A 24,118-nucleotide genomic window follows, 5' to 3' on the forward strand; every position below is an offset into this window, starting at 1 on the left:
GGACTACCTGGACTACATCGCCGAGTCCGACGACGTCGCGCAGCTCCGCAAGGACCTGCTGAAGAACACGCGCGAGGACCTGGCGGTGGTCGAGACGTACCGCGGTGCGCTCGAACGCCTGGACACCGGCAGCTACGGCCGGCAGTCGCAGCGGTTCCTCCTGGCCCAGGTCGACCGGTGGCGGGCCTCCATCGAGCAGACCGTCGCCGACCTCGAGGACGCGACCACCCTCGCAGCAGCCCGCGGGGCGCGCTACCGCAACCGGATCGCGAACAAGATGCCGGAGAACAACCCCAGCTACGGCCTCTTCGCGCTCGACACCCTCTGGCGCCAGTCGTGGCGGCTCAGCGACCCGACCGTGTCGTCGCTGGCGGAGTCGGTGGAGCGTGCTCGGGGCAAGACCGTCGCCGAGGCCCGGCTGCTGGCCTACGTCCACCTCTACGGCTACACGGCCGTCTACAACATGCCCACGACCGAGGACGACGAGGTGACCACCAAGCGCAAGCTCGGCGTCGTCGCCTACGCCCTCGACGCCCTGGGCGAGCGCCTGCGGGACGCCTCCCTCGGCCGGGGACGCGAGGCCCGCCTGGCCAGGCTCGCCGCGGCGCAGCAGGCGTTCGCCGAGCTCCCGTTCGGGCTGGATCGCACCAAGGAGCCGTCGGCGACCTCGCGCATCAAGGTGGCCTTCGAGCTCGTCTCCGGCACCTCCGACTACGACGGCTACAGCGACGTGCTGCGCAGCATCGAGGAGTCGTTGCGCTTCAGCGGCCCCGTCGAGGGAGGCGCCTTCGACGACGAGGCGTTCGCCGCCACGACCCGCTTCGCACGGGATCGCTACCCCACGGGCTACCTCGCCGCCGAGGTCGAGGACTACGACGCGGCCGCCCGGGCCTGCATCGAGATCCGCACGTCCTTCCACCAGGAGGTGCGGGCCGAGCTCGAGCGGCAGCAGGAGCTCGGCGAGGACATCTACGACCTGGCCTCGGCGACGTTCGCGCTGCGGGACCGGGCCGGCGACCGGCCCACGGCGAGCCAGCGTCGTCGCCTGGCGGCGAACGAGCGCGAGTTCCAGGCGGCCCGGGCCGAGATCCGCAGGCTCGACCGCACCGTCACGCGGGCCGAGACCCGGCAGACCAAGGACCTCGAGGCCTGCCAGCCGGCGCTGTCGGAGGCGCTCGGCGCGGCGTACGACCGCGCGGCGGACCGCAAGGCGCACCTGGAGTACGTGCTCGGACAGGCGCGCCGCATCTACCGCTAGCCGGTTGCGCTGCGGAGCCGGCCACCCACTGGCGACGTCGCTCAAGGCACGCCCACCGGTCCGGTGGGCTCGCCCTCGTGCCGGCCACGGCACCGGGGCGACCTGCTGGCGACGTCGGACGGCTCGCGGACCCCGACCCGCCGCCAGTGGCGGCACGGCCGCGCCGACGTGCGTCGTACGCCGGCGCACGGGGGCATCCGCTCGGGCAGCATCAGCTCGTCGGTGTGGACGTCGCGCACCAGCTGCTCGCGCACCAGGGTGTGACCCCGGTCGACCACCGTGCAGTCGCACTCCCCCGCGCCCTGCCGCAGCCGGCGCACCACCCCGGTCGCGGGCGGCACCCGCACGAGGACGAAGCGCTCGGCCCACCGCAGGGTGCCGTCGCACCCCAGCTCGTCGACGGCGCGCGCCACGAAGCACAGCACGCACTCCCCCTCCTGCGGGTCGAGCACGTGCTGCGCCCCGGACGCGTCGTCCACCACGGGACAGGTCTACCGGGGAGCACCGACAACAGGGTGGGCCCGGTCACCCTCCCGGGTGGGTCCGCATCGTGGGCGACCGGGTACAGGCCCGACATGTCCGTCGCCCCCACACCCCCGCTCGGGTGAGGGCGACCTGGTCGGCGGAGGTCCGCGAGCTGGTCGCGGGGGTGCGTCGCACGCTCTCGGGTCGTGACCTCGCCGCGGCGTCCGCGACCCTCACCTACTTCTCCGGGATCGCCGTCGTGCCGTGGCTGCTGGTGGGCGTCTGGACCCAGACCTGGTGGTACGGCGACGCCGGCGCCGCCGACCGGCTCGGCCGCCTCGACGTGCTGGTGCCGCCCGACATGGGCGGTCGCACGCCGTACGACGCCCTGGTCGCCGCCGGCACCGGCGTCGGCCTGCTCGGGGCCCTGGTGCTGCTGTTCCCCGCCTCCTTCTACGGCGAGGGCGTCCGCCGCGCCTGCCTGGCCGTCGAGCCCCGCGAGGACTCCTGGACCGGCTGGCGCGCCCGGCTCGCCATGACCGCGACCGTCGTGGCGGTGCCGCTCCTGGCCTGGGCCTGGTTCGCCGTGGGCCAGGCCCTGCGACCGCTCTCCCCCGAGGGCGGGGGCGGCGGTGCCGGCGACCTGGTGCTGCGGGTCCTGCTGGGGTTCACCGCCACCTGGCTGGCCCTGGCGGTGGTGCTGACCTGGGTCTTCCGCGCCGTCGCGCCGGGCCGCCCGCGCTGGTGGGTGGCCGTCCTCGGTGGCCTGGCCACGGGCTCGTTCCTGGCAGGGTTCCTGCAGGGGTTCTGGCTGTTCCTCTCCATCCCGATCGACGTCGGCCTGCCCTTCGCCGGCCTGGGCGTGGTCGGCGGGGTCGTGGCCGTCGGGCTGTGGCTCTACGTCCTCCACGTCTTCCTGCTGGTGGGGTGGACCACGACGCGCGTGCTCGACGACCGGGTTGGTCGGGCGGTGGCGTCGTGAGCGTCGTCGAGCTCCGCCTGTGGGGCACCGACCGCACCGGTCCGGCGCTGCTGCGGATGGCCACGGGCCGCCGTCGCCTCCGCAGCGTCCCGGGGCTGCGGTTCGCCAAGCTGCTCGGCACCGGCCACGGCCGCACCTTCACCCCCGGCGACGCCGACCCGCACCACTGGGGCCTGCTGAGCGTCTGGGACGACGGCACCGACCTCGACGCCACCCCGCGCGGCCACCGTGAGCTGGTCGCGGACTGGACGGCGGCGAGCCGCGAGCAGCTGGTGGTGCGGATGCGCCCCCTGGCCAGCCGCGGCCGGTGGTCGGGCCGGGAGCCCTTCGCGCCCGCGCCCGACGCCGCGGTGTACGACGGGCCGGTGGCGGTGCTGACCCGCGCCCGGCTGCGACCCAGCCGCGCGGTGTCGTTCTGGCGCGCGGTGCCACCGGTCGTGCCCGACCTGCACGACGCCGCCGGCCTGCGGCTGGCGCTCGGCATCGGCGAGGCGCCGGTGGCGCTGCAGGGCACCTTCTCGCTGTGGGACTCCCCCGCCGACGTGGTGCGCTACGCCCACGGCAGCGCCGCCCACCGCGACGTGGTGCGCCGCACCCGGCCCGAGCGCTGGTACGCCGAGGAGCTGTTCGCCCGCCTCGCCGTCACCTCGGTGACCGGGACCCACCGGGGGGTGACGCCGTGAGCGTCGTACGCCTGCACCCCGAGCGGCTGCACCTCGGCACCCCGCGCCGGCGGCTGCTGCCGTGGCTGCTCGCCGGGATGGGCATCCTGTCGCAAGTCATGTTCCCGCTCACCGGCGGCGGCACGCTGCCGCTGACGGTCGCTGCCGTGGTCTTCCTGGCCGGCGCCTCGGTGGCCCACGCCTGGGTGACCCGCGGCGGCGCCACGGCGCTGGCGCTGCTCGGCACGGCGGGCGGCCTGGGCCTGGTGGCCGAGGCGGTGGGGGTGAGCACCGGCTACCCGTTCGGCGGCTACGACTACACCGGCACGCTCGGTGCCGAGGTGCTCGGCGTCCCCGTGCTGGTGCCGCTGGCCTGGACGATGATGGCGTGGCCGGCCCTGGTCGTCGCCCGCGTCCTGGTGCCCTCGCCCCGCGGCCTGCCGGGCCGGATCGCCACCGTCGCGGTCGCCGCCTGGGCGCTGACGGCCTGGGACGTCTTCCTCGACCCGCAGATGGTCGACGCGGGCCACTGGGCCTGGGACTCGCCGGTGCCGCACCTGCCCGGCGTCGAGGGCATCCCGCTGACCAACTTCGCCGGCTGGCTCCTCGTCGCCGCGGTCATCACCGGGGTGCTCGACCTCGTGCTGCCCCGCGACCGGCGGCCGGCGCTGCGCCGCGACGCCGTGCCGCTGACGGTCTACCTCTGGACCTACTACTCCTCGGTGATGGCCAACGCCGTCTTCTTCGGACGGCCGAGCGTCGCGCTCGTCGGGGCCCTGGTGATGGGTGTGGTCGCGGTGCCGCTGACCCGCAGGCTGCTGCGGGAGCGGCGGTGACGCACGCGCTGGTGCGTACCGGCACCGTGCTCTCGCTGGCCTCGCTCGCCCTGACGGTCGACAACCTGCGCCGGCTGCGCGTGCCGCTGGAGACCGCCGGGCCGTCCCCCGAGGCGCTCGCCGTGCTGCTGCCGGTGCGCGACGAGGTCGCGGTGGTGGAGCGGTGCGTCGCGCACCTGCTGGCCGCGGCGCGTCGCTGGCCCGGACCTGCCCGGGTCGTCGTGCTCGACGACGGCTCGACCGACGGCACCGCCGAGGTGCTGGCGCGGCTCGCCCGCACCCACGACGGGCTCGAGGTGCTGACCGGCTCGCCCCCTCCCCCGGGCTGGCTGGGCAAGCCGTGGGCCTGCCACCAGCTCGCCGAGCAGGCGCTCGCGGACGACGCAGCGGTGCTGGCCTTCGTCGACGCCGACGTCACGGTGGAGCCGCACGCGCTGACCGCGTCCGTGGCGCTGCTGCGGGCCGCCGGGCTCGACCTGGTCTGCCCCTACCCACGCCAGGAGGCCGGCACGGCGGCCGAGCGCCTGGTGCAGCCGCTGCTGCAGTGGTCCTGGGCCAGCACGCTGCCGCTCGCCGCGGCCGAGCGCTCGCGACGCCCCTCGACCGCGGTCGCCAACGGTCAGCTGCTCGTCGTCGACGCCGCCGCCTACCGCCGGCTCGGCGGCCACGCCGCGGTGCGCGGCGAGGTGCTGGAGGACCTCGCGGTCGCCCGCGCCCTCAAGCGCGTCGGCGGCCGGGGCACCGTGGTCGACGGCACCGACGTCGCGTCCTGCCGGATGTACGCCGGCTGGCCGGCGCTGCGCCGCGGCTACACCAAGTCGCTGTGGGCCGCCTTCGGCTCGTCCGCCGGCGCCGCGGCGGCCCAGGGGACCCTGCTGCTGACCCACGTCGTGCCCGCCGTCGCGGCGCTCGGTGGCTCGCGCACCGGCCTCCTGGGGTACGCCGCGGGAGTCGCCTCCCGCGTGCTCGTCGCCCGCCGCACGGGCGGTCGCGCCTGGCCCGACGCCCTGGCGCACCCGGTCTCGGTGGCCACGCTCGCGGGCCTGACCGCCGACTCGTTCGCGGCCCGGCGCGGCGGCCGGCTGCGCTGGAAGGGCCGCGACGTCGAGGTGGGGGCGTGAGCCGCGTCGTCGTGGTGGGGGCAGGCGTCGGCGGGCTCGCCGCCGCCGTCCGGCTGGCCGCGACCGGCCACGACGTGACCGTGCTGGAGCAGGCCGACGTGGTGGGCGGCAAGCTCGGCACCCACGTCCACGACGGGTGGACCTTCGACACCGGGCCGTCGCTGCTGACGCTCCCCCACGTGCTCGACGACCTGTTCGCCGCGACCGGCGCGCCGCTCGAGGAGGTGCTGCTGGTGCAGCGGCTCGACGTCGCCTGCCGCTACCGCTTCCCCGACGGCACCGAGGTCGACCTGCCCGGCGACGCGACCGCCGTGCCGGCCGCGCTGGACGCCGCGCTGGGCCCTGGCCGCGGAGCGCAGTGGGCGGCGCTGATGGAGCGCGCCGGCCGCGTCTGGGACCTCACCCACGGCCCGTTCCTGGAGTCGCCCGTCGGCCCGGCCGACCTGCTGCGGCTGGCCCGCGACCCGCGCGACGTCGCCACCGTCGCGCCGTGGCGGTCGCTGCGCGGGCTGGGGTCGGCCTACCTCACCGACCCGCGTCTGCGGCTGCTGCTGGACCGCTACGCCACCTATACCGGCTCCGACCCGCGCCGGGCGCCGGCGGCGCTGCTGACGGTGCCGTACGCCGAGCAGGCGTTCGGCTCGTGGTACGTCCCCGGTGGCCTCGGCCGGATCGCCGTCGCGCTCACCGACCGGCTCGAGGCGCTCGGCGGTCGGCTGCGCACCGGCGCCCGGGTCGCGGAGGTGCTGGTCGCGGACGGCCGGGCGCGCGGCGTACGGCTGGCGGGGGGTGAGGTCGTCGCCGCCGACGTGGTGGTGGCCAACGCGGACGCGACCCGGCTCTACGGCGAGCTGCTGCCGGGGCGGGCCGGTCGGCGCGGACGCCGGCGGCTGCGTCGTACGACCCCCTCGCTGGCGGGCTTCGCGCTGCTGCTCGCGCTCGACGACCCACCGCCCGACCAGCCGCACCACCGGGTGCTGTTCGCCGAGGACTACGACGCGGAGTTCGACGCCGTCTTCGGCCGTCACGGACCGCCGCGGCCCGCGCACCGGCCGACGGTCTACGTCAGCGTGCCCGACGACCCGGCGGTGGTGCCGCACGCGCGCGCCGGCGCGTGGTTCGTGCTGGTCAACGCACCCCGCCACGACCCGGCGGGCGGGGTCGACTGGGACTCCCCCGGCCTGGCCGAGGCGCACGCCGACCACGTGCTCGAGGTCATGGCCGAGCGCGGCCTCGACGTCCGGAGGCGCGTCACCCACCGGACCGTGCTGACGCCCGCGGAGCTCGAACGGCGCACGCTGACCGCCGGCGGCTCGATCTACGGCACCTCGAGCAACGGTGCCCGGGCGGCGTTCCTGCGCCCGGCCAACCGCTCACCCGTGCCGGGCCTGTTCCTGGTGGGCGGGTCCTCGCACCCCGGCGGCGGGCTGCCGCTGGTGGTGATGTCGGCGCGGATCGTGGCCGATCTGGTGGGGCCTGCCGCGCGCTAGTCGACCAGCGCCCGGCGTACGGCCCGCAGGAGCACGGCGAGCCCCACCAGCGCCAGCGCCAGCGCGACCGCGGCCAGCACCGTCACCACCTCGGACCCGTCCACCGTCGGGAGCAGCTGCACCCCGAGGGCGCGGGCGGAGAGCACGGCGAGGTGCACCAGCACGGCCAGCACCGCCACGATCACCCGCGACGGACGCTCCCACGCCGTGACCGCGCCGGGCCCGGTCATGCCGGCGACCTGGGCCGAGGAGCGCACCGACTCCAGCAGCAGCGTCACCGCGCCGAGCAGCGCGACCAGCCAGAGCGGGGCACCGAGCACGACCAGCAGCACGAGCAGCAGCAGGTCGGAGACGCGGTCGGCGGCCGGGTCGAGCACCCGGCCCCACGCCGACGCCGCCCCGGTCTGCGCCGCCAGCGCGCCGTCGACCCCGTCGAGGACGGCGGCCAGCAGTACCGCGACGAGGGCCAGCAGCGGCCACGCGTCGGGCAGCGCAGCGAGCAGCGGCGCCAGCGCCGAGACCGCGACCCCGGCGAGGGTCACCGCGTCGGGGCCGGTGCCACGCCGGGCCAGCGGGCGGGCGCAGCGGTGCACCAGCCGGACCCAGCCCGCGACCCAGAACGAGTCCCGCGGGTCCAGGCCGTCGTGCAGCCCCGACCAGAGGTCGTACGCCGCCTCGTCGCCCTCCCGCCCGGAGCGAGACATCAGCGCGCCGTGAGCCGGGTCGTGAGCCGGGCCATCAGCCGGGCAGCACCACGACGCCGTCGTCGTCGCTGACCAGCTCGGCGCCGGGCACGAAGTCGACGCCGCCGAAGGCGACCACGACGTCACGCTCGCCGACCCCGTCCTTGGCGCTCTTGCGCGGGTTGGAGCCCAGCGCCTTGACGCCGAGGTCGAGCTCGCGCAGCGCGGCCACGTCGCGGACGGGGCCGTTGATGACCACGCCGCTCCAGCCGTTCGAGACCGCCGAGGCGGCGATCAGGTCACCCATCAGGGCGGTGTGCAGCGAGCCGCCGCCGTCGACGACCAGCACCCGGCCGTCCCCCGGCTCGTTGAGTGCCTGCTTGACCAGGGCGTTGTCCTGGTGGCACCGGACGGTGGCGATCGGGCCGCCGAAGACCGGGCGGCCGCCGTACTGCCGCAGCTGCAGGTCGCACGACTGCAGCGCCTCGCCGTGCCGGTCGACCAGGTCGGCCGTCGCCTCGGGCGTCCTGTCGGTCTCGCTCATCGCTCCCACTCCCCGGCCGCCTCGTGGGCGGCTCCTGATCGGTCCTGCCTAGTCTCGTCCGCGTGGACGCCCCCAGCATCCCCGACGACCCCCGGCCCACCGTGCTCGCCCTGCACGTCGCCCCCGAGCGGCACGCCCCGGTCCGGTCGGTGACGCAGGTGGAGGCCGAGGCTGGCGCGGGCCTGGTGGGCGACCGCTTCCACGGCAGCCGGCACCGCCACGTCAGCCTGCAGTCGGCCACCGACCTCGCCGCGGCCGCCGACGAGCTCGGCCGCCCCGTCGCCCCGGGCGGCACCCGGCGCAACGTCACGCTCTCCCACGGCGAGGTGCCGACCGAGCCGGGCGCCCGGGTGCGGATCGGCGACGTGGAGCTCGAGGTGGTGCGGCTCGCGGCCCCGTGCCGCCTGATGGAGGACTCGCTGGGCCCCGGTGGCCGCACGGCGCTGCGCCGCCGCGGTGGGGCGGTGCTGCGGGTACTGCACGGCGGCACGATCCGGGTGGGCGACCGCGTCGACCTACCCGTCATGCTGGCCCGGTGACCGACCCCGCGACCGACCGCGCGACCCACCCCGCGACCGAGACAGCTGCCTCCGCCGACCTGGCCGACCGCCTGCTCGACGCCCAGGTCGCCTGGGCGCTGGGCGAGCTGACCGGCGAGCGGTTCGCCGCCGTCGTCGCCGAGGACGTCGACCGGGTGCTCGAGGTGGCGGCCACGCTGCGGCTGGGAGACGTCGTGGCCCACGACGACCTGGTCGCCGTGGCGCAGCGGCTGGCCCGCGACGTCGTGACCAGCCCGGTGGTGCTCGGCCTGACCGAGCCCGAGGCCGGCGAGGTGCACCGCACCCTGCTGGCGGAGGAGGCGACGCTGGGCGAGGTCGTCGACCGCGCCGACGTCGAGGCGCTGGTGCAGCGGGTGGTCGCGATGCACGAGGTCCGCGACCGCGTCCTCGACGGGCTGGTGGAGAGCCCCGCCACCGCGCAGCTCACCGCTCGGCTGGTGAGCCGCATCGTGACCGACGTCCTCACCCAGCAGCGCTCGCGCGCCGAGAAGGTGCCCGGCGTCTCCTCGCTGCTCTCCCTCGGCAGCGGTGCGGTGTCGCGGGTCGGCAAGGTCGGGGTGGGCGACTACCAGCTCGACAAGCTGCTCGGCGACGCCGTGGGGGCGGGCGCGCAGTTCACGATGCGGCGTACGACGGCCATCGTGCGCGAGGTCGTCACCGACGCCGTGCTCCACGAGGTGGCCCTCGAGCTGTTCGACCTGCAGGCCGGCAGGCCGGTCGGCGAGCTGGTCGCCGTCGTCGGCGAGGACGACGTCGTCGACCTCGCCACCCGGGGCCGCGCCGTCCTCGACGGACTGCTGGACCGCGAGGCCGGCGCGGCTCTTGCGGACCGGCTGGTGGGTGCCACCGTGGCGCGCTTCCTCGCCGAGCACGCCACCACCGACCTCGCCACGCTCCTCGACGACCTGGGGGTGGGACGCGACCACCTCGTCGACCTGGTCCGCACGCTGGCGCCGCCGGTCCTCGACGCCGCCCGCGAGTCCGGGGTCCTGGAGCACGCGGTGCGCGAGCGGCTCGCGCCGTTCTGGGCGTCCGCGGAGGTCCGCGCCCTGCTCGGCGCCGCGGGGGGCCCTGCCTAGGATCGCGGCATGGTCGCGCGCGCAGGCATCGTCGTCACCGGCACCGAGGTCCTGACCGGCCGGGTGACCGACCGCAACGGTCCGTGGCTGGCCGAGGAGCTGCGCCGTCGCGGCGTCGACGTGGGCCAGGTCGTGGTCGTCGGCGACCGCCCCGACGACCTCCGCTCGGCGCTGGAGCTGCTGCTCGCACGGCACGACCTGGTGCTGACGACCGGCGGCCTCGGTCCCACCGCCGACGACCTCACCGCCGAGGTGGTGGCCGCGGTCCAGGGCCGGACCCCGCGCCTGGTGCCGGAGCTGGAGACCGAGATCGCCGCGATCGTGGAGCGGCTCTCCGCCGGCCGTGGCTGGCGCCGCGACCCCGAGGCCACGGCCGCCGGGGTGCGCAAGCAGGCGATGGTGCCCGAGGGCGCCAGCGTGCTCGCCCCCGTCGGCACCGCCCCCGGTCTGGTGGTGCCAGCCGCGTCCGGCCAGGGCGCCCCGGTCGTGGTGCTGCCCGGGCCGCCGCCCGAGCTGCAGGGGATGTGGCAGGACGCCCTCGCCGACGACCACGTGCAGCGCGCGCTGGCCGGCCGCGAGGAGCTGCGGCAGGCGACGATCCGGCTGTGGGGCACCCCCGAGTCCGAGCTCGCCGCGACGCTGCGCCGCCACGACGACGAGCTGGCCGGCCTCGAGGTCACCACCTGCCTGCGCCAGGGCGAGCTCGAGGTCGTCTCCCGCTTCTCCCCCGCCGCCGCGCCCGCCCAGGAGGCGCTGCTGGCCGTGCTCCGGGCCGACTTCCCCGACACGCTGTTCTCGCCCGACGGCGAGACGGTCGACGAGCTGGTCGCCACCGGCTTGCTCGAGCGGGGCTGGACCATCGGCACGGCGGAGTCCTGCACGGCCGGGCTGCTGGCGGGTCGTCTCGCCGACCGGCCCGGCTCCTCGGCGTACCTCCTGGGTGGGCTGGTGACCTACGCCGACGAGATCAAGCACGACCTGCTGGACGTGCCCGAAGAGCTCCTCGACACCGTCGGGGCGGTCAGCGCCGAGGTCGCCCGGGCGATGGCCGACGGCGCCCGCGCCCGGCTCGGCACCGACGTCGGCGTCGGCATCACCGGCGTGGCCGGCCCCGGCGGCGGCACGCCCGACAAGCCGGTCGGCCTCGTCCACCTCTGCGTGACCACCGCCGACGCGGTGCTCCCGCTCCGCGTGCAGCTCGGCGGCGACCGGGCCGCCGTACGCGAGCGCACCGTCGTCGTCGCCCTCCACCTGCTCCGCGAGCTGCTCGCCGGCCCATCCTGACGGGCCGCCGGAACGGAGACGCGCGGACACAAGTACGCCGCGGCGGCCGTTCTGTCCGGGTTCGCGGCTCTCGTGCGGGACTTGTGTCCGCGCGTCTCCGAGGTCGCGCCGCCGTGGGTCAGGCGTGCGCGACGCAGCGACGGGCGGTGGGACGGGCCTCGAGGCGGGCCGGGGCGATGGGCCCGCCGCACACCTCGCAGCGGCCGTAGGCGCCGGCGTCGAGCCTGGCGACCGCCGCGTCGACCTCGGCGAGGTGGTGCTCGGCCTGGCGCACGAGCGCCCCGGTCTGCGAGCGCTCGAAGGCGATGGTGTGGCCCTCGGGGTCGTGCTCGTCGTCGGCGTTGGTGTCCCGGCTGGCGTCGACGACGCCCGCGAAGTCCTCGCGGAGCGCCGCCAGCCGGGCGAGCGTCTCCGCCCGCTCGGCGGCGAGGAGGTCGCGGGGGTCCACGGGCGCGAGCCTACGGACCCCCGCGAGTCCTCAGGCGACCATGCCGTGCGGGTCGATGACGTACTTGGTGGCGGCGCCGGCGTCGAACTCCTGGTAGCCGCGGGGGGCGTCGTCGAGACCGATGGTCTGGGCGTTGACGGCCTTCGCGACGTGCGCCTTGTCGGCCAGGATGAGGTTCATCAGCTGGCGGTTGTACTTCTTCACCGGGCACTGGCCGGTGACGAAGGCGTGCGACTTGGCCCAGCCGAGGCCGAGCTTGACCCCGATCTGACCCTCCTTGGCGGCGTCGTCGACGGCGCCGGGGTCGCCGGTGACGTAGAGGCCCGGGATGCCGAGCGAGGCACCGGCGCGGGAGATCGTCATGATGTCGTTGAGCACGGTCGCCGGCGCCTCCGCAGCGCCCTCCCCGTGACCGCGGGCCTCGAAGCCGACGGCGTCGACGGCGGCGTCCACCTCGGGCTCGCCGAGGACCTGCTCGATCAGGTCGGGCAGGCTCGCACCCTGGCTCAGGTCGACGGTCTCGCAGCCGAAGCTCTGCGCCTGGGTGAGGCGGTCGGCGTTCATGTCGCCCACGATCACCACGGACGCGCCCAGCAGCTGGGCCGCGTGGGCGGCCGCGAGACCGACCGGCCCAGCACCCGCGACGTAGACGGTGGAGCCGGTGGTCACGCCGGCCGTGTAGGCACCGTGGTAGCCCGTCGGGAAGATGTCGGAGAGCATCGTCAGGTCGAGGATCTTCTCCAGCGCCTGGTCGCGGTCGGGGAAGCGCAGCAGGTTGAAGTCGGCGTACGGGATCAGGACGTACTCCGCCTGGCCACCGACCCAGCCGCCCATGTCGACGTAGCCGTACGCCGCGCCCGCGCGGGCCGGGTTGACGTTGAGGCAGATGCCGGTCTTGCCCTCGAAGCACATCCGGCAGCGGCCGCAGGCGATGTTGAACGGCACCGAGCAGATGTCGCCCTCCTTGACGAAGAGCACGTCGTCGCCGACCTCGACCACCTCACCGGTGATCTCGTGGCCCAGCGACTGGCCGACCGGGGCCGTCGTGCGGCCCCGCACCATGTGCTGGTCGGACCCGCAGATGTTGGTGGTGACCAGCTTGAGGATCACCGCGTGCGGGGCGGCCTGCTTGATGCCGAAGTGGTCCGCGACCTCCTTGGGGATCTCCAGCTTGGGGTAGTCCACCGACTCGACGGCGACCTCCCCGGGGCCCTTGTAGACGACCACACGGTTTCCGGACATGTGCACACTTCCCATCTGCTCCCCGCCAGCAGGAGCGGCAGGTCGGACGCGCGTGACGGACGTCACGCGACGTCACCACACAAGCATCCCCACCCTGGGCCGACAAGACCGCCCGGGGGCTGCCGCCGTCGGACGCGCTAGTTGGCGACGCTGTCCTCGATGCCGTCGCCCGGAGCGTCGGGGGCCGGCTCGACCGGTCGGTCGGAGGCGCGCGTCGCCGCGCGCCGCAGGCGTCGCGCCACGGCCTCGACCAGCTCCATCATCGGCGGCACCTGGCCGTCCCGTGCGGTGCCGGCCGTCATCGCGCGGGAGACGTGCTCGGCCAGGTCGTTGATCTTGACGTTGAAGCCGTTGGACTGCTTGCGCAGGATCGCGAAGGCGGTGACCTCGTCGATGCGGTAGCTGGCCATCAGCGCACCCTTGACCTGCTCGATGGCACGTCGGTGCCGCGTGGCGCCGTCGACGGCGTCGCGGGTCACGGTGCGGACCTCGGCGGTGACGTCGATCGACCAGCCGTCGAGGGAGACCGGTAGGCCGTCGTCGTCGTGGAGGACGTCACCGAGGAACGCGAAGACCCGCTCGCCGCGGGAGAAGGTGGACAGCCTGGCCTGGCCCGACATGGCGACGCCCTCGTCCACCGACCGCTGCACCGTGGCGCTGATCGCCTCGCGGTCGTCGGGGTGCAGGTGCCCGAGGACGTCAGCCACGTCGCCGTGCTCCTCCAGGCCGATGTCCCACATCGCGCGGAGGTCCTCGTCGAACGTCCACTGCCCGGTGGCGAAGTCGTAGGCCCACCGGCCCAGCGTCTCGGCGGTCGTCCCGCCGCTGCCCTTCGTGCTCACTGCTGCCTCTCGTCCACTGACCTCGCGTGCCGGGAGGCCGCACTTCCGGACCGATCAGCCCGCCGGCACCAAGGTGCGAGCGGGCTGCCCCGAGCAGATTCTGCCCTGTCCCCGAGGCGCGTGTGAAGCAGGGGCCGACGCTCCGGACGACTCGTGGGCAAATGTCGTTTACGCCGTAAGGTCTCCGTCAGTCGGCGTGGGCCGACGCGAGGGCGGCGGCGAGGGCAGCCGGGTCGGCGACCGTCAGCGTCACGCCCGGGTGCCGCAGCCTCCCGGTCGGCTCGATCCCAGGCACCGGAGCGGCCAGCTGCAGGCACAGCGCGCGGTCGCCGTTGGTGGCGAAGGTGATGCCACGGTCGCTGAAGGACAGGTGGGGCGGGCCCACGGTCTTGAGGAAGGCGAAGTCGCCGGTCTCCTCCCAGCCCGTGACGTTGGCGAGCCGCGTACGCAGGGACCAGGGGCCGAAGCGAACCTCGAGCCGCTCCTCGACCAGCCGGACCGACGTCGTACGCGGCGTGATGCCGAGCGGCAGCGCGACGAGGCGGTAGGGGCGGGTGAAGGCGAAGTCGAAGCGGGCCGGGGTCACCTCCTCACCCTCGCAGGTGTGCTCGCACGACGACGCCACCCGGGCAGGTGAGCCCGGGGCGCCCAGGGGCTGCGTAGGTTCTGCCCATGAGGTACTCCAAGCTGCTCTCGTCCCTGACCGCGGCGTACGGCGCCTTCGCCCTCGCCAAGCCGCGCCACCTCGCGGACGGCATCGAGGCGCCGGCGCTGCAGGCACCGGCGTACGACCGGATGGCCTACACCTACGCCGGGCGTGACCTGTCGATCTCGGGCGTGGCGCTCGCGTCGTCCAACCCGTCGGTGGTCACCGCGATGATGGTGCTGCGGATCCTGGGCGACCTCTCCGACGCCGCGATCCTGGCCACCGGCACCCACGACTCCAAGGTCCAGGGCAAGGTCCTGGGCGTGACGCTCGGCTGGGCGGCGCTCAACACCGCGGCACTGGTCGCCGACCGTCGCGCGCTGCGTTCGCGCTAGCGCCCCGGCCGGCGCCTGCGGTCAGCGCTTGCGGGCCAGCAGCATCCGCACCAGGAACGCGACGACGAGCACGACGACGATGATCAGCAGGATTCTTCCCATGGCTCGCATGCTAGGGGCCAGGACGCCCCGGCCCCTAGCGTTCGCCACATGAGTCCCTCCTCGACGTCGTCTGCGCGGCCCACCGCCCTGGTCACCGGCGCCTCCTCCGGCATCGGTCTCGCCGTCGCCCGGCTCCTGGTCGAGCGCGGCCACCGCGTCCTCGGCACCAGCCGCGACCCTGACCGGCTCCCGGCGCGTGACCGGGTGCCGGGGGTGGAGTACCGCGCGCTCGACCTGGACGACCTCGACGCCGTCGGGTGCTTCGGCGCCGACCTGCTGGCCGAGGGCGTGGAGGTCGACGTGCTCGTCAACAACGCCGGGGAGTCGCAGTGCGGGGCCCTGGAGGAGCTGCCGCTCGCCGCGCTCGAGCACTTGTTCCGCGTCAACGTGCTCGGGCCGGTGCACCTCACCCAGCTGCTGCTGCCGGGCATGCGGGAGCGCGGACATGGGCGGGTGGTGATGGTCGGCTCGATGCTGGCGACCTTCCCGCTGGCCTACCGCTCCTCCTACGTCGCCACCAAGGCGGCGATCAAGGGCTTCGCGGAGGCGGCGCGCTTCGAGCTGAGCCCGCACGGCGTCTGGCTGACGACCGTCGAGCCGGGGTCGGTGGCCACCGGGATCAGCGGGCGTCGCACCGTGCACTCCCGGGAGACCGGCCCGTACGCCGCCGGGCTGCGGCAAATGCTGCATCGGCTCGACGCCGCCGAGCGCGACGGGGTCGCCGCCGACCGGGTGGCGGCCACCGTGCTGCGGGCCGTGGAGGCCGACCCACCTGCTCCGACGTACGCCGTGGGGAGCGGAGCGCCCGCCGTGCACCTGGTGCGACGCGTGCTGCCGGGCAGGGTGGTCGAGCGCGTGGTGGCCCGCCGGTTCGGGCTGGGCCCGCGGGGCGTCCGCGGCTGAGGCTCCACCGGCCTCTCAGGGTCGGTGGCTACCATCCGCGGCGATGACTTCCCCACGCCGCTCGCTCGCCGCCCTGTCCGCCCCGCTGCTCCTCGCGCTCGCCGTCCTCGCCGGATGCGGGAGCGAGGAGACCACGACCCCCAGCTCGGCCGACGAGGGGCAGTGCTCCTACCCCGACTCCGCCTCCCCCGTCGAGACCAGGACGGTGGACAAGCCCCCGGCCGACCCGCCGGCCGACGAGGCCTCGCAGGTGACCATCGCGACCGACCGCGGCGACGTCAAGGTGAGCCTGGACCCCGACAAGGCGCCCTGCACGGTCAACTCCTTCCTCTCGCTGGCCGACCAGGGCTACTTCGACGACACCCCGTGCCACCGGCTCACCACCGGAGGCCTGAACGTGCTGCAGTGCGGCGACCCGAGCGGCACCGGTCAGGGCGGCCCCGGCTACTCGTTCGCCGACGAGCCCGTGGAGAACGACCCCCGGCTGCAGCCCTGCCTGGGCCAGGTCGACCAGGCGTCGGGCACCGAGGTCTGCACCTACCCCGCGGGCACGGTCGCGATGGCCAACGCCGGGCCGGACACCAACGGGTCGCAGTTCTTCCTCGTCTACGCCGACTCGCCCCTGCCTGCGGCGTACACGCCCTTCGGACGGATGAGCGCCGCCGGCGTCGACGTGGTCGAGAAGGTCGCAGCCCAGGGCATCGCCGCCGACGGGACGGCACCGAAGCAGTCGGTGACCATCGAGTCGGTGAAGTAGCCCGTCGGTCCCGGCGTGGGGCCGGTCGTAGGGTCGAGGTCATGGAATTCCGCTACCTCGGCCACTCCGGCCTGAAGATCTCCGAGATCACCTACGGCAACTGGCTCACCCACGGCTCCCAGGTCGAGAACGACGTCGCCACGCAGTGCGTGCGCGCCGCGCTCGACGAGGGCATCAGCACCTTCGACACCGCCGACGTCTACGCCAACACCGCCGCCGAGACGGTGCTGGGCGAGGCGCTCAAGGGCGAGCGTCGCGAGTCGCTCGAGATCTTCACCAAGGTCTACTTCCCGACCGGTCCGCGCGGCAAGAACGACACCGGGCTGTCGCGCAAGCACATCCTGGAGTCGATCGAGGCGTCGTTGACGCGGCTGCAGACCGACTACGTCGACCTCTATCAGGCCCACCGCTACGACACCGAGACCCCGCTCGAGGAGACGATGCAGGCCTTCGCCGACGTCGTCCGCCAGGGCAAGGCGCTCTACATCGGCGTCAGCGAGTGGACCGCCGAGCAGCTCCGCGAGGGCCACGCACTGGCCAAGGAGCTCGGCGTCCAGCTGATCTCCTCGCAGCCGCAGTACTCCATGCTGTGGCGCGTCATCGAGGACGAGGTGGTCCCCACCAGCCGCGACCTCGGCATCTCGCAGATCGTCTGGTCGCCGATCGCGCAGGGCGTGCTCACCGGCAAGTACAAGCCCGGCCAGGCCCCGCCCGAGGGCTCCCGCGCCGCCGACGAGAAGGGCGGCGCCGACATGATCAAGCGGTTCATGAACGACGACACCCTCACCCGGGTGCAGGACCTGCAGCCGGTCGCCGACGAGCTCGACCTGAGCATGGCCCAGCTGGCCGTCGCCTGGGTGCTCCAGAACGACAACGTCGCCGCGGCGCTCGTCGGGGCCTCGCGTCCCGAGCAGGTCACCGAGAACGTCCGCGCGGCCGGGGTGAGGATCCCCGCCGAGCTGATGACCCGCATCGACGAGGTCCTGGGCGACCTGCCCGAGACCGACGGCGCGAAGACCGCGGAGGGCATGCCCAAGCAGCGCCTGGCCTGACCCCCGCCCGACCGGACCGTCGGCCCGTCACGGCCGGCAGTCCGCCAGCACCTCCGCACGGGCCAGCTCCGGGAACCGCCCCCGGAGCTGGCCCGGCAGCACGTTGTCGGCGACCTCCTCCTGGCCGGTGCGCTCGGCGCGACCGTCGGTGACGGCGTACGTCGTGCGGCGGACGTCCCAGGTGAAGATCACGCCCGCCGGCTCGTGGGCGACCGCCTCGGTCACCGCGATCCCGTCGTCGGTGCAGGTCACCGAGACCGGCGCGGGCGGGGTGTCGGTGGCGACGAACGGCACCACCGGGTTGCCGTCGGGGTCCTGCAGCTCGGCAAGCGCCCCGTCGGCTGCGGCGTACACCCTCGTCTGGGTGCCGCCGCGCGGGTGCTGCTGCTGCGTGACGAGCAGGTCGGCGTCGGTACCCGGCAGCCGCACGGCGGAGGCCGAGGTCACGGCCGGCCCGTCGAGGCGGGGCGCGACCAGGAAGCCCTCACCCACCCGGGCGAAGACCGTGCTGGGGCAGCCGGCCGCGTCCGCCGCGGTCACCCGCACGTCGTCGGGGCTGCCGTCGCCGTCCAGGTCGGTGGAGGTCAGCCGGGTGGCGTCCTGCACGGCCGCTGCGTCCGCCGCGCACTCCCCCACCTTGGACGAGGCCGACGCAGCGGTCGGCGAGGCCGAAGGGGACCCCGGCTCGGACCCGGCGGACCCCGTGTCGTCGGAGGTGGTCGAGCCGCAGCCGAGGAGCAGCGCGAGCGCGACGGCGGTGCCGGTCGGGGCCAGGAGGTGCCTCATGACCCTGGGACGCACCGACCGCCCGCATGGTTCCACCATGGGGCCCACCGTAGGCGCCACGCGGCACCCGCGGCTTCGGCACCGTTCTAGAGTCGGGGGGTGAGCATCCTGGGCCAGCGCCGCCGACGTCCCGGACCCTCGGTCCGCGACCGCGTCACCGAGTTCCGCGACGGCGCCCGGCTGGTCCACGAGGACCGCGTCGTGACCGAGGAGCCGCTCGAGCTCCGCGTCGGCTGGCCCGGGGCCCCGGCGCAGCGCGTCGCGGTGACCATGCGCACGCCCGGCCACGACTTCGAGCTCGCGGCCGGCTGGCTGGTGCACGAGGGCGTCACCGTGCCCGAGGAGGTCCGCGCCGTCCGCTACTGCACCGACGAGACGCTGGGCGACCTCGAGGAGTTCAACGTCGTCACGGTCGACCTCGCCACGCAGCCGCGCACCCTGCCCGCGGCCCGGATGGTCTCGTCGGCCTGCGGCGTCTGCGGGACCGACACCGTGCACGACGTCCTGTCGCGCGCCGAGGCGGTGCCGCCGGTCTCGCTGTCCGTCGCCACCGTCCTGGGCCTACCCGACCGGCTCCGCGAGGAGCAGCCGGGCTTCGAGCGCACCGGCGGCATCCACGCGGCCGGGCTGTTCGAGGCCGACGGCACGGCGGTGGTCGTCCGCGAGGACGTCGGCCGCCACAACGCCGTCGACAAGGCGATCGGGTCCCGGATCCTGGGTCGTGCCTCCGTGCCGCCGGTGCTGGTGCTCAGCGGCCGGATCGGCTTCGAGCTGGTGCAGAAGGCCGTCGTCTCCGGTGTCGGCGCGCTCGTCGCGGTCGGGGCGCCCACCTCGTTGGCGGTCTCCCTGGCCCGCGAGGCCGACCTCGTGCTGGTCGGGTTCACCCGCGGACAGCGCTTCGTGGCGTACGCCGGGGCCGACCGCATCACCGACTGAGCCGACCTCGGACCGCCCGCCCCGGCGTGGGTGCCGGAGGCTGTCGGTGCTCGCTCCTAGCGTGGAGCCATGCGGCTGCTCCACACCTCCGACTGGCACCTCGGCCGGTCCTTCCACGGGGAGGGGCTGATCGCGGCGCAGGCCGCCCACGTCGACCACCTCGTCGAGACCGTGGTGGAGCAGCGCGTCGACGCCGTCCTCGTGTCGGGGGACGTCTACGACCGCGCGCTCCCCTCCGTCGACGCCGTGGCGCTGGCCGACGAGGCCTTCCACCGCCTCGCCGCCACCGGCGCCCGGGTCGTGGTGACCAGCGGCAACCACGACTCCGCCCGCCGCCTGGGGTTCAACTCCCGGCTGGTCGACCTGGCGGGCGTCCACCTGCGCACCTCGCTCGACCGGGTCGGCGAGCCCGTGCTCCTGGAGGACGAGCACGGGCCGGTCGCCGTCCACGGGCTGCCCTACCTCGACCCCGACGTGGCCCGGGTGGCCTGGGCGCTGCCGACCCGCTCGCACGCGGCGGCGCTGGGCCACGCGCTGGGCCGGGTGCGCGCCGACCTCGCGACCCGCTCGCCGGGCACCCGCTCGGTGGTGCTCGCGCACGCGTTCGTGACCGGGGGCGAGCCGAGCGACAGCGAGCGCGACATCGCCGTGGGCGGCGTCTCCTCGGTGGCGGCCGAGCTGTTCTCCGACCTCGACTACGTCGCCCTGGGCCACCTCCACGGCCGCGCGACCCTGACCGACTCCGTCCGCTACAGCGGGTCGCCGATCGCCTACTCCTTCTCGGAGGCCCGCCACCGCAAGGGCAGCTGGCTGGTCGAGCTGGGGGCGAGCGGGGTGGAGGCGTGCGAGTTCGTCGACGCCCCGGTCGCGCGCTCGCTGGCCCAGCTCTCCGGCACGATCGAGCAGCTGCTGCTCGACCCGGCTCTTGCCGCCCACGAGGGGTCGTGGGTCCAGGCCACGCTGACCGACGCGCGCCGCCCCGTGCGGGCGATGGAGCGGCTGCGGGCCCGGTTCCCCCACGCCCTGGCGCTGCGCTTCGCCCCCGAGGGCGGTGAGCAGCCGGTGTTGCGCACGCCGGTGGCGGGCCGGTCCGCCCACGCAGTCGCGCTCGACTTCGTCGACCACGTCCGGGGCGAGGCCGCGAGCGGCGAGGAGTCCGCACTGCTGCGCGAGGCGTTCGAGTGCTGTGGCGACGACCGCGACCTGGTGCGCGAGGCAGGTGCGTCGTGAGGCTCCACGAGCTCGAGGTGACCGCGTTCGGCCCGTTCGTGGACACGGCCGTCGTGGACTTCGACGCGCTCTCCGACGCGGGCCTGTTCCTGCTCACCGGCGCCACCGGGGCCGGCAAGACCAGCGTCCTCGACGCGGTCTGCTTCGGCCTCTACGGCGAGGTGCCCGGCGACCGCCACAGCGCGCGCCACCTGCGCAGCGACCAGGCTGGCGCCGACGCCGAGCCGCGCGTGGTGCTGCGCTTCAGCGTGGGGGGCCGCACCTTCCGCACCACCCGCTCCCCCGCGTGGGACCGGCCGCGGCGCCGCGGCGAGGGCACCCGGCGGATCCAGGCCCACGTCGTGGCCGAGGAGCTGCGCGAGGGCACCTGGACGGCCCTGACCACCCGTCTCGACGAGGCCGGGCTGCTCGTGACCGACCTGCTGGGGATGACGGTCGGGCAGTTCACCCAGGTCGCGATGCTGCCGCAGGGGCGCTTCCAGGCCTTCCTGCGCGCCGGGTCCGCCGAGCGCCACGACGTGCTGCAGCGGCTCTTCCGCACCCGCCGCTTCGAGGACGTCGAGCGGTGGCTGGTGGAGCGACGCACCGTCCTGCGGCGCGAGTCGACGCGGGGCCACGACGCGGTGCGCGACCTGCTCGGACGGGTCGAGGAGGCGACCGAGGTCGCCGTGCCCGACGACTGGGCCCTCGACGACCTCGAGGCCGTGGCCGGGCTGGTCGAGGCCGGCTCGCTCCGGTCCTGGCTCGCCGACGTGGGTGCCGGGCTGGCCGTGGCGGCGCGGGCCCAGGGCGAGCGGCTCGCCGCGGTCGACGCCGCCGCCCGGGCGGCCCGGCAGTCGCTCGACGTCGAGCGCACGGCCGCCTCCCACCGGGCTCGCGCGTCCCGGGCCGAGCAGCAGCTGGCGGCGCTGGAGACGGGGCGCACCGCCGCCGACGCCGACCGCGCCGCTCTTGCCGGCCACCGTCGGGCCGAGCCGCTGCTGCCCCTGCTGCGCCGGGTCGGTGCGGCCGGTCGCGAGACCGAGCGGGCGACCAGGTCCGCGGAGCGGCACCGCGCGGCGGCGACCGCGCTGCTCGGCGACCGCACGCAGGAGCCCACCCCCTCCCACCTCGCCGCGGCCACGGACGAGTGGCGTCAGGCTGCCGCCCAGGCGCGGGCCCGGCTCCCCCAGGAGCAGGAGCTGCGGGTCGCGCGGGACCGGCTCGTCGACCTGTCCGCGCGGTGCGAGCGCACCCGCGCCGAGCACGCACGGGCCCAGGTCCGTCTCGAGGAGGCCGAGCGCACCGCCGCCGAGCAGGAGGCGACCCGTCGCGACCTCGAGGTCGTCGCGGCCTCCCTGGAGACCGACGCCGCCGCGGAGGCCGGGGCCGCGCGCGTCCTGGCCGCCGCCGAGGAGCACGACGAGGTCACCGCCGAGCTCGCGGCAGCCCGCGACCGGCTGGCCGCCGCCACGGCCGCCGCGCAGGACCTGCGCGAGCGCTACCTCGACCTGCGCGAGCAGCGCATCTCCGGGATGGCGGCCGAGCTCGCCACCGGGCTGGCCGTCGGCTGCTCGTGCCCGGTCTGCGGCAGCGCCGACCACCCCTCCCCCGCCCGCGCGACCTCCACGGTCAGCCGCGCCGACGAGGAGTCCGCGCGACAGACCCACGAGACCGCCGACTTCACCCGCCAGGCCCTCGCCGAGTCGGTCGCGACGCTGTCGGCCCGCCTGACCTCCCTCGCCACGACCAGCGGCGGCCGTCCGGTGGCGGCGTGCCGCACCGACCTCGCCGACGCCACGTCCCGGCACCGTGCCAGCCGGGACGCCGCCCGGGCGCTCGGCTCGCTCGACGCCGGCCGCGACGACCGCCAGGCCGCGCTCACCCGGCTGACCGCCGACGTGGCGTCGCTCGAGGTGCGCGTCGCGGAACGCGACCGCGAGCGCGACCAGTGCCGCGACCGGGTCGAGCACCTCGCCACCGACCTCGACGACTGGCTGGGTCGGCACGACGCCGCCGGGTCCGACGTGGCCGCCCTCGTCGCGCACCTCGAGGCCGGGGTGCGGACGCTCGTGGCCGCGACCTCGGCCGCGGAGGAGCACCACCGGGCCGCCGCATCGCTCGAGGCGGTCAGGGCCGAGGCCCGGGAGGCGGCGACCGAGGCCGGCTTCGCCGACGGCGCCGCCGTGGGCGAGGCGCTCCTGTCCGACGACCGCGTGGCCGAGGTCGCGGAGCGGTTGCTGCGACAGGAGCGGACCCGCGCCGAGGCCGAGGGCGTGCTGGCCGACGCCGACGTCCGGGCCGCGGTCGCCGCACCCGCTCGCGACGTCACCGAGCTGGGGCGCGAGGTCGACCACGCCGAGCGGGTGCGCGACCACGTCGTGGCCGCCCGTCGTCACGCCGTGGGACGCTGCGACCGGCTCGAGGAGCTCCGCACGTCGCTCGACCAGGCACTGGCGACGTGGGAGCCCGTCCGGCGGTCCCACCAGGTGACGGCCCGGCTGGCGTCGCTGGTCGAGGGGACGAGCCTGGACAACCGGTGGCGGATGCGGCTCTCGGCGTACGTCCTCTCCGAGCGGCTGCGCCAGGTCGTCGCCGCGGCCAACGAGCGTCTCGCGGCGATGACCGACCAGCGGTTCACCCTGGAGCAGGTCGACGAGAAGGGCGCCGGCGAGCGTCGGGGCGGCCTGAGCCTGCGGGTGCGCGACGACTGGAGCGGCACGCGGCGCGACCCGGCGACCCTGTCGGGCGGCGAGACCTTCGTGGTCTCCCTGGCGCTGGCGCTCGGGCTGGCCGACACGGTCAGCCACGAGGCCGGTGGCACCTCGCTCGACACGCTGTTCATCGACGAGGGCTTCGGGTCGCTGGACGCCGAGACCCTCGACGGCGTCATGGACACCCTCGACCAGCTGCGCGACGGCGGCCGCGTCGTCGGCCTGGTCAGCCACGTCGCCGAGCTCCGCACCCGCGTGCCGAGCCAGCTCGAGGTCACCAAGGCCCGGCACGGCTCCTCGCTCCGCCCCGTCCTCGACGTCGGCTGACCGGCCAGGTCCCGGCACGTCGGCTCGTCGCAGCGGTGGTCGCGAGGAGCCTGGGTAGCGAGCAGGTCGTCGGGCACAGGTCGGGGGCCCCAACGGTCTGACCGGGTGGTCGAGGAGGTGGCTCGGCGACCGTGCCGCTCTGAGGAGCGCGAGGACGAGCGCGTCTCGAAGGGTCCTCGAGGCCTTCGTCCACAGGTCACGCGAACGCCCTCGACCCTGTCAGACCCCGCGACTAGAATCGCACACATGTTCGACATCCTGGTCCCGGGCTCGACGGCCCCCACCGCCGCCGACCTCGACCGCGTGCGCGAGCAGCTCGCCACTCTCACCGGCCACGGCGACACCGAAGCAGACCACATCTCGCTGATCGCCTCCCTCGAGCAGCTCAAGGGCGCGGTCGCTGCCGCCCAGGCCCGCGTCACCGACACCCTGATCCGCGCCCGCACCGCCAGCGAAGCGGCCCAGGGCGTTCCCGTCTCCCAGCGCGGCCGGGGCCTGGCCGCCGAGGTCGCCCTGGCGCGACGTAGCAGCCCCCGCCGCGGGTCGCGCGACCTCGGGCTGGCCCGGGCGCTGGTCCGGGAGATGCCCCGCACCCTGGACCTGCTCACCCGCGGCGAGATCAGCGAGTGGCGCGCCACCCTCGTGGTCCGCGAGACCGCGTTCCTCGCCGCGGAGCACCGCGGCCAGGTCGACACCGAGCTCGCCGACCGCCTCGCCACCCTGGGTGACCGGGAGGCCGCCGCGAGGGCCCGGGCCATCGGCTACCGGCTCGACGCCGGGTCCGCCATCCGACGC

Annotated in this window: 24 protein-coding genes and 1 pseudogene; 17 read left to right on the forward strand and 8 right to left on the reverse strand. The window is 75.5% G+C overall.

Annotation, left to right across the window (positions count from 1 at the left end; translation table 11 throughout):
- Positions 1-1,258: hypothetical protein (locus tag ASG49_RS07540; RefSeq protein ID WP_200936220.1), on the forward strand; the 1,258-nt coding region annotated here is incomplete at its 5' end.
- 41 nt (positions 1,259-1,299) lie between these two features.
- On the opposite strand, the gene ASG49_RS07545 is transcribed toward ASG49_RS07540, so the two are convergent.
- On the reverse strand, positions 1,300-1,740 hold the full coding sequence (locus ASG49_RS07545; protein ID WP_056539087.1) for a DUF2695 domain-containing protein: 441 nt from the start codon (positions 1,738-1,740) through the stop codon (positions 1,300-1,302).
- A gap of 122 nt (positions 1,741-1,862) precedes the next feature.
- On the opposite strand from ASG49_RS07545, the gene ASG49_RS07550 reads away from it, so the two are divergent.
- Genes ASG49_RS07550 through ASG49_RS07570 form a run of 5 tightly spaced genes read left to right on the forward strand, consistent with a single transcriptional unit; the run spans position 1,863 to position 6,814 of the window.
- Positions 1,863-2,705, forward strand: a complete 843-nt coding sequence (locus tag ASG49_RS07550; RefSeq protein WP_056539090.1) for a YhjD/YihY/BrkB family envelope integrity protein — start codon at positions 1,863-1,865, stop codon at positions 2,703-2,705.
- Complete coding sequence (locus ASG49_RS07555; protein ID WP_056539094.1) at positions 2,702-3,388, forward strand: hypothetical protein; 687 nt, start codon at positions 2,702-2,704, stop codon at positions 3,386-3,388. The genes ASG49_RS07550 and ASG49_RS07555 overlap by 4 nt, the downstream gene beginning before the upstream one ends.
- Complete coding sequence (locus ASG49_RS07560) at positions 3,385-4,203, forward strand: carotenoid biosynthesis protein (protein ID WP_200936221.1); 819 nt, start codon at positions 3,385-3,387, stop codon at positions 4,201-4,203. The genes ASG49_RS07555 and ASG49_RS07560 overlap by 4 nt, the downstream gene beginning before the upstream one ends.
- Positions 4,200-5,324: a glycosyltransferase family 2 protein gene (locus tag ASG49_RS07565; protein WP_056539097.1), complete on the forward strand. Its 1,125-nt coding sequence runs from the start codon at positions 4,200-4,202 to the stop codon at positions 5,322-5,324. Before ASG49_RS07560 ends, ASG49_RS07565 begins: the two co-directional genes overlap by 4 nt.
- A complete protein-coding gene (locus ASG49_RS07570) occupies positions 5,321-6,814 on the forward strand; it encodes an NAD(P)/FAD-dependent oxidoreductase (protein WP_056539102.1) in 1,494 nt (497 codons plus the stop codon). The genes ASG49_RS07565 and ASG49_RS07570 overlap by 4 nt, the downstream gene beginning before the upstream one ends.
- Here ASG49_RS07570 and ASG49_RS07575 read toward each other — a convergent pair.
- Together ASG49_RS07575 and rraA are read right to left on the reverse strand one after the other, a co-directional pair.
- Complete coding sequence (locus ASG49_RS07575; RefSeq protein WP_056539105.1) at positions 6,811-7,518, reverse strand: CDP-alcohol phosphatidyltransferase family protein; 708 nt, start codon at positions 7,516-7,518, stop codon at positions 6,811-6,813. The two genes, ASG49_RS07570 and ASG49_RS07575, sit on opposite strands and share 4 nt — an antisense overlap.
- A gap of 34 nt (positions 7,519-7,552) precedes the next feature.
- Positions 7,553-8,041, reverse strand: a complete 489-nt coding sequence (gene rraA, locus ASG49_RS07580; protein ID WP_056539108.1) for a ribonuclease E activity regulator RraA — start codon at positions 8,039-8,041, stop codon at positions 7,553-7,555.
- A gap of 62 nt (positions 8,042-8,103) precedes the next feature.
- Between rraA and ASG49_RS07585 the strand changes: the two genes are divergently transcribed.
- Genes ASG49_RS07585 through ASG49_RS07595 form a run of 3 tightly spaced genes read left to right on the forward strand, consistent with a single transcriptional unit; the run spans position 8,104 to position 10,964 of the window.
- The gene (locus ASG49_RS07585) at positions 8,104-8,580 is read left to right on the forward strand and encodes an MOSC domain-containing protein (protein ID WP_200936222.1); all 477 of its coding nucleotides are present in this window, start codon (positions 8,104-8,106) and stop codon (positions 8,578-8,580) included.
- Entirely contained in the window at positions 8,577-9,680 is a 1,104-nt protein-coding gene (locus tag ASG49_RS07590) for a hypothetical protein (protein WP_056539112.1), read from the forward strand. The genes ASG49_RS07585 and ASG49_RS07590 overlap by 4 nt, the downstream gene beginning before the upstream one ends.
- Before the next feature lie 9 nt (positions 9,681-9,689).
- Positions 9,690-10,964 (forward strand): competence/damage-inducible protein A, encoded by a 1,275-nt coding sequence (locus tag ASG49_RS07595; protein WP_056539115.1) that lies wholly within the window; start codon positions 9,690-9,692, stop codon positions 10,962-10,964.
- A 118-nt stretch (positions 10,965-11,082) separates the two neighbouring features.
- Here the strand turns inward: ASG49_RS07595 and ASG49_RS07600 are convergent, their stop codons facing one another.
- The 4 genes from ASG49_RS07600 to ASG49_RS07615 all read right to left on the reverse strand — a co-directional run bounded on the left by ASG49_RS07600 (position 11,083) and on the right by ASG49_RS07615 (position 14,082).
- Positions 11,083-11,412, reverse strand: a complete 330-nt coding sequence (locus ASG49_RS07600; protein WP_056539118.1) for a TraR/DksA C4-type zinc finger protein — start codon at positions 11,410-11,412, stop codon at positions 11,083-11,085.
- A gap of 30 nt (positions 11,413-11,442) precedes the next feature.
- Entirely contained in the window at positions 11,443-12,654 is a 1,212-nt protein-coding gene (fdhA, locus tag ASG49_RS07605) for a formaldehyde dehydrogenase, glutathione-independent (RefSeq protein ID WP_056539121.1), read from the reverse strand.
- 137 nt (positions 12,655-12,791) lie between these two features.
- Positions 12,792-13,496: an ANTAR domain-containing protein gene (locus ASG49_RS07610; protein ID WP_056539125.1), complete on the reverse strand. Its 705-nt coding sequence runs from the start codon at positions 13,494-13,496 to the stop codon at positions 12,792-12,794.
- Between the two features lie 187 nt (positions 13,497-13,683).
- Positions 13,684-14,082: a hypothetical protein gene (locus tag ASG49_RS07615; RefSeq protein WP_056539128.1), complete on the reverse strand. Its 399-nt coding sequence runs from the start codon at positions 14,080-14,082 to the stop codon at positions 13,684-13,686.
- A gap of 86 nt (positions 14,083-14,168) precedes the next feature.
- Here ASG49_RS07615 and ASG49_RS07620 point away from each other — a divergent pair, with 86 nt between their 5' ends.
- The 4 genes from ASG49_RS07620 (at position 14,169) to ASG49_RS07635 (ending at position 17,351) form a co-directional block, all read left to right on the forward strand.
- Complete coding sequence (locus ASG49_RS07620; RefSeq protein WP_056539130.1) at positions 14,169-14,537, forward strand: hypothetical protein; 369 nt, start codon at positions 14,169-14,171, stop codon at positions 14,535-14,537.
- A gap of 150 nt (positions 14,538-14,687) precedes the next feature.
- Positions 14,688-15,542, forward strand: a complete 855-nt coding sequence (locus tag ASG49_RS07625) for an SDR family oxidoreductase (protein ID WP_056539132.1) — start codon at positions 14,688-14,690, stop codon at positions 15,540-15,542.
- Positions 15,543-15,585: 43 nt separating this feature from the next.
- Positions 15,586-16,299, forward strand: coding sequence for a peptidylprolyl isomerase (locus tag ASG49_RS07630; RefSeq protein ID WP_056539135.1), 714 nt, complete (start codon positions 15,586-15,588; stop codon positions 16,297-16,299).
- Positions 16,300-16,340: 41 nt separating this feature from the next.
- Complete coding sequence (locus ASG49_RS07635) at positions 16,341-17,351, forward strand: aldo/keto reductase family protein (protein ID WP_056539139.1); 1,011 nt, start codon at positions 16,341-16,343, stop codon at positions 17,349-17,351.
- A 27-nt stretch (positions 17,352-17,378) separates the two neighbouring features.
- Here the strand turns inward: ASG49_RS07635 and ASG49_RS07640 are convergent, their stop codons facing one another.
- A complete protein-coding gene (locus ASG49_RS07640; RefSeq protein WP_056539141.1) occupies positions 17,379-18,137 on the reverse strand; it encodes a hypothetical protein in 759 nt (252 codons plus the stop codon).
- A 99-nt stretch (positions 18,138-18,236) separates the two neighbouring features.
- Between ASG49_RS07640 and ASG49_RS07645 the strand changes: the two genes are divergently transcribed.
- The 4 genes and pseudogenes from ASG49_RS07645 to ASG49_RS07660 all read left to right on the forward strand — a co-directional run.
- Entirely contained in the window at positions 18,237-19,073 is an 837-nt protein-coding gene (locus ASG49_RS07645; protein WP_235561945.1) for a formate dehydrogenase accessory sulfurtransferase FdhD, read from the forward strand.
- Positions 19,074-19,142: 69 nt separating this feature from the next.
- Positions 19,143-20,303 (forward strand): exonuclease SbcCD subunit D, encoded by a 1,161-nt coding sequence (locus tag ASG49_RS07650; RefSeq protein WP_056539143.1) that lies wholly within the window; start codon positions 19,143-19,145, stop codon positions 20,301-20,303.
- On the forward strand, positions 20,300-23,323 hold the full coding sequence (locus ASG49_RS07655) for an AAA family ATPase (RefSeq protein WP_056539146.1): 3,024 nt from the start codon (positions 20,300-20,302) through the stop codon (positions 23,321-23,323). Before ASG49_RS07650 ends, ASG49_RS07655 begins: the two co-directional genes overlap by 4 nt.
- 246 nt (positions 23,324-23,569) lie before the next feature.
- A pseudogene (locus ASG49_RS07660) lies at positions 23,570-24,118 on the forward strand (hypothetical protein); the annotation flags it as partial.

It is taken from the genome of Marmoricola sp. Leaf446 (genome assembly GCF_001424755.1).
Classification (GTDB): domain Bacteria; phylum Actinomycetota; class Actinomycetes; order Propionibacteriales; family Nocardioidaceae; genus Marmoricola.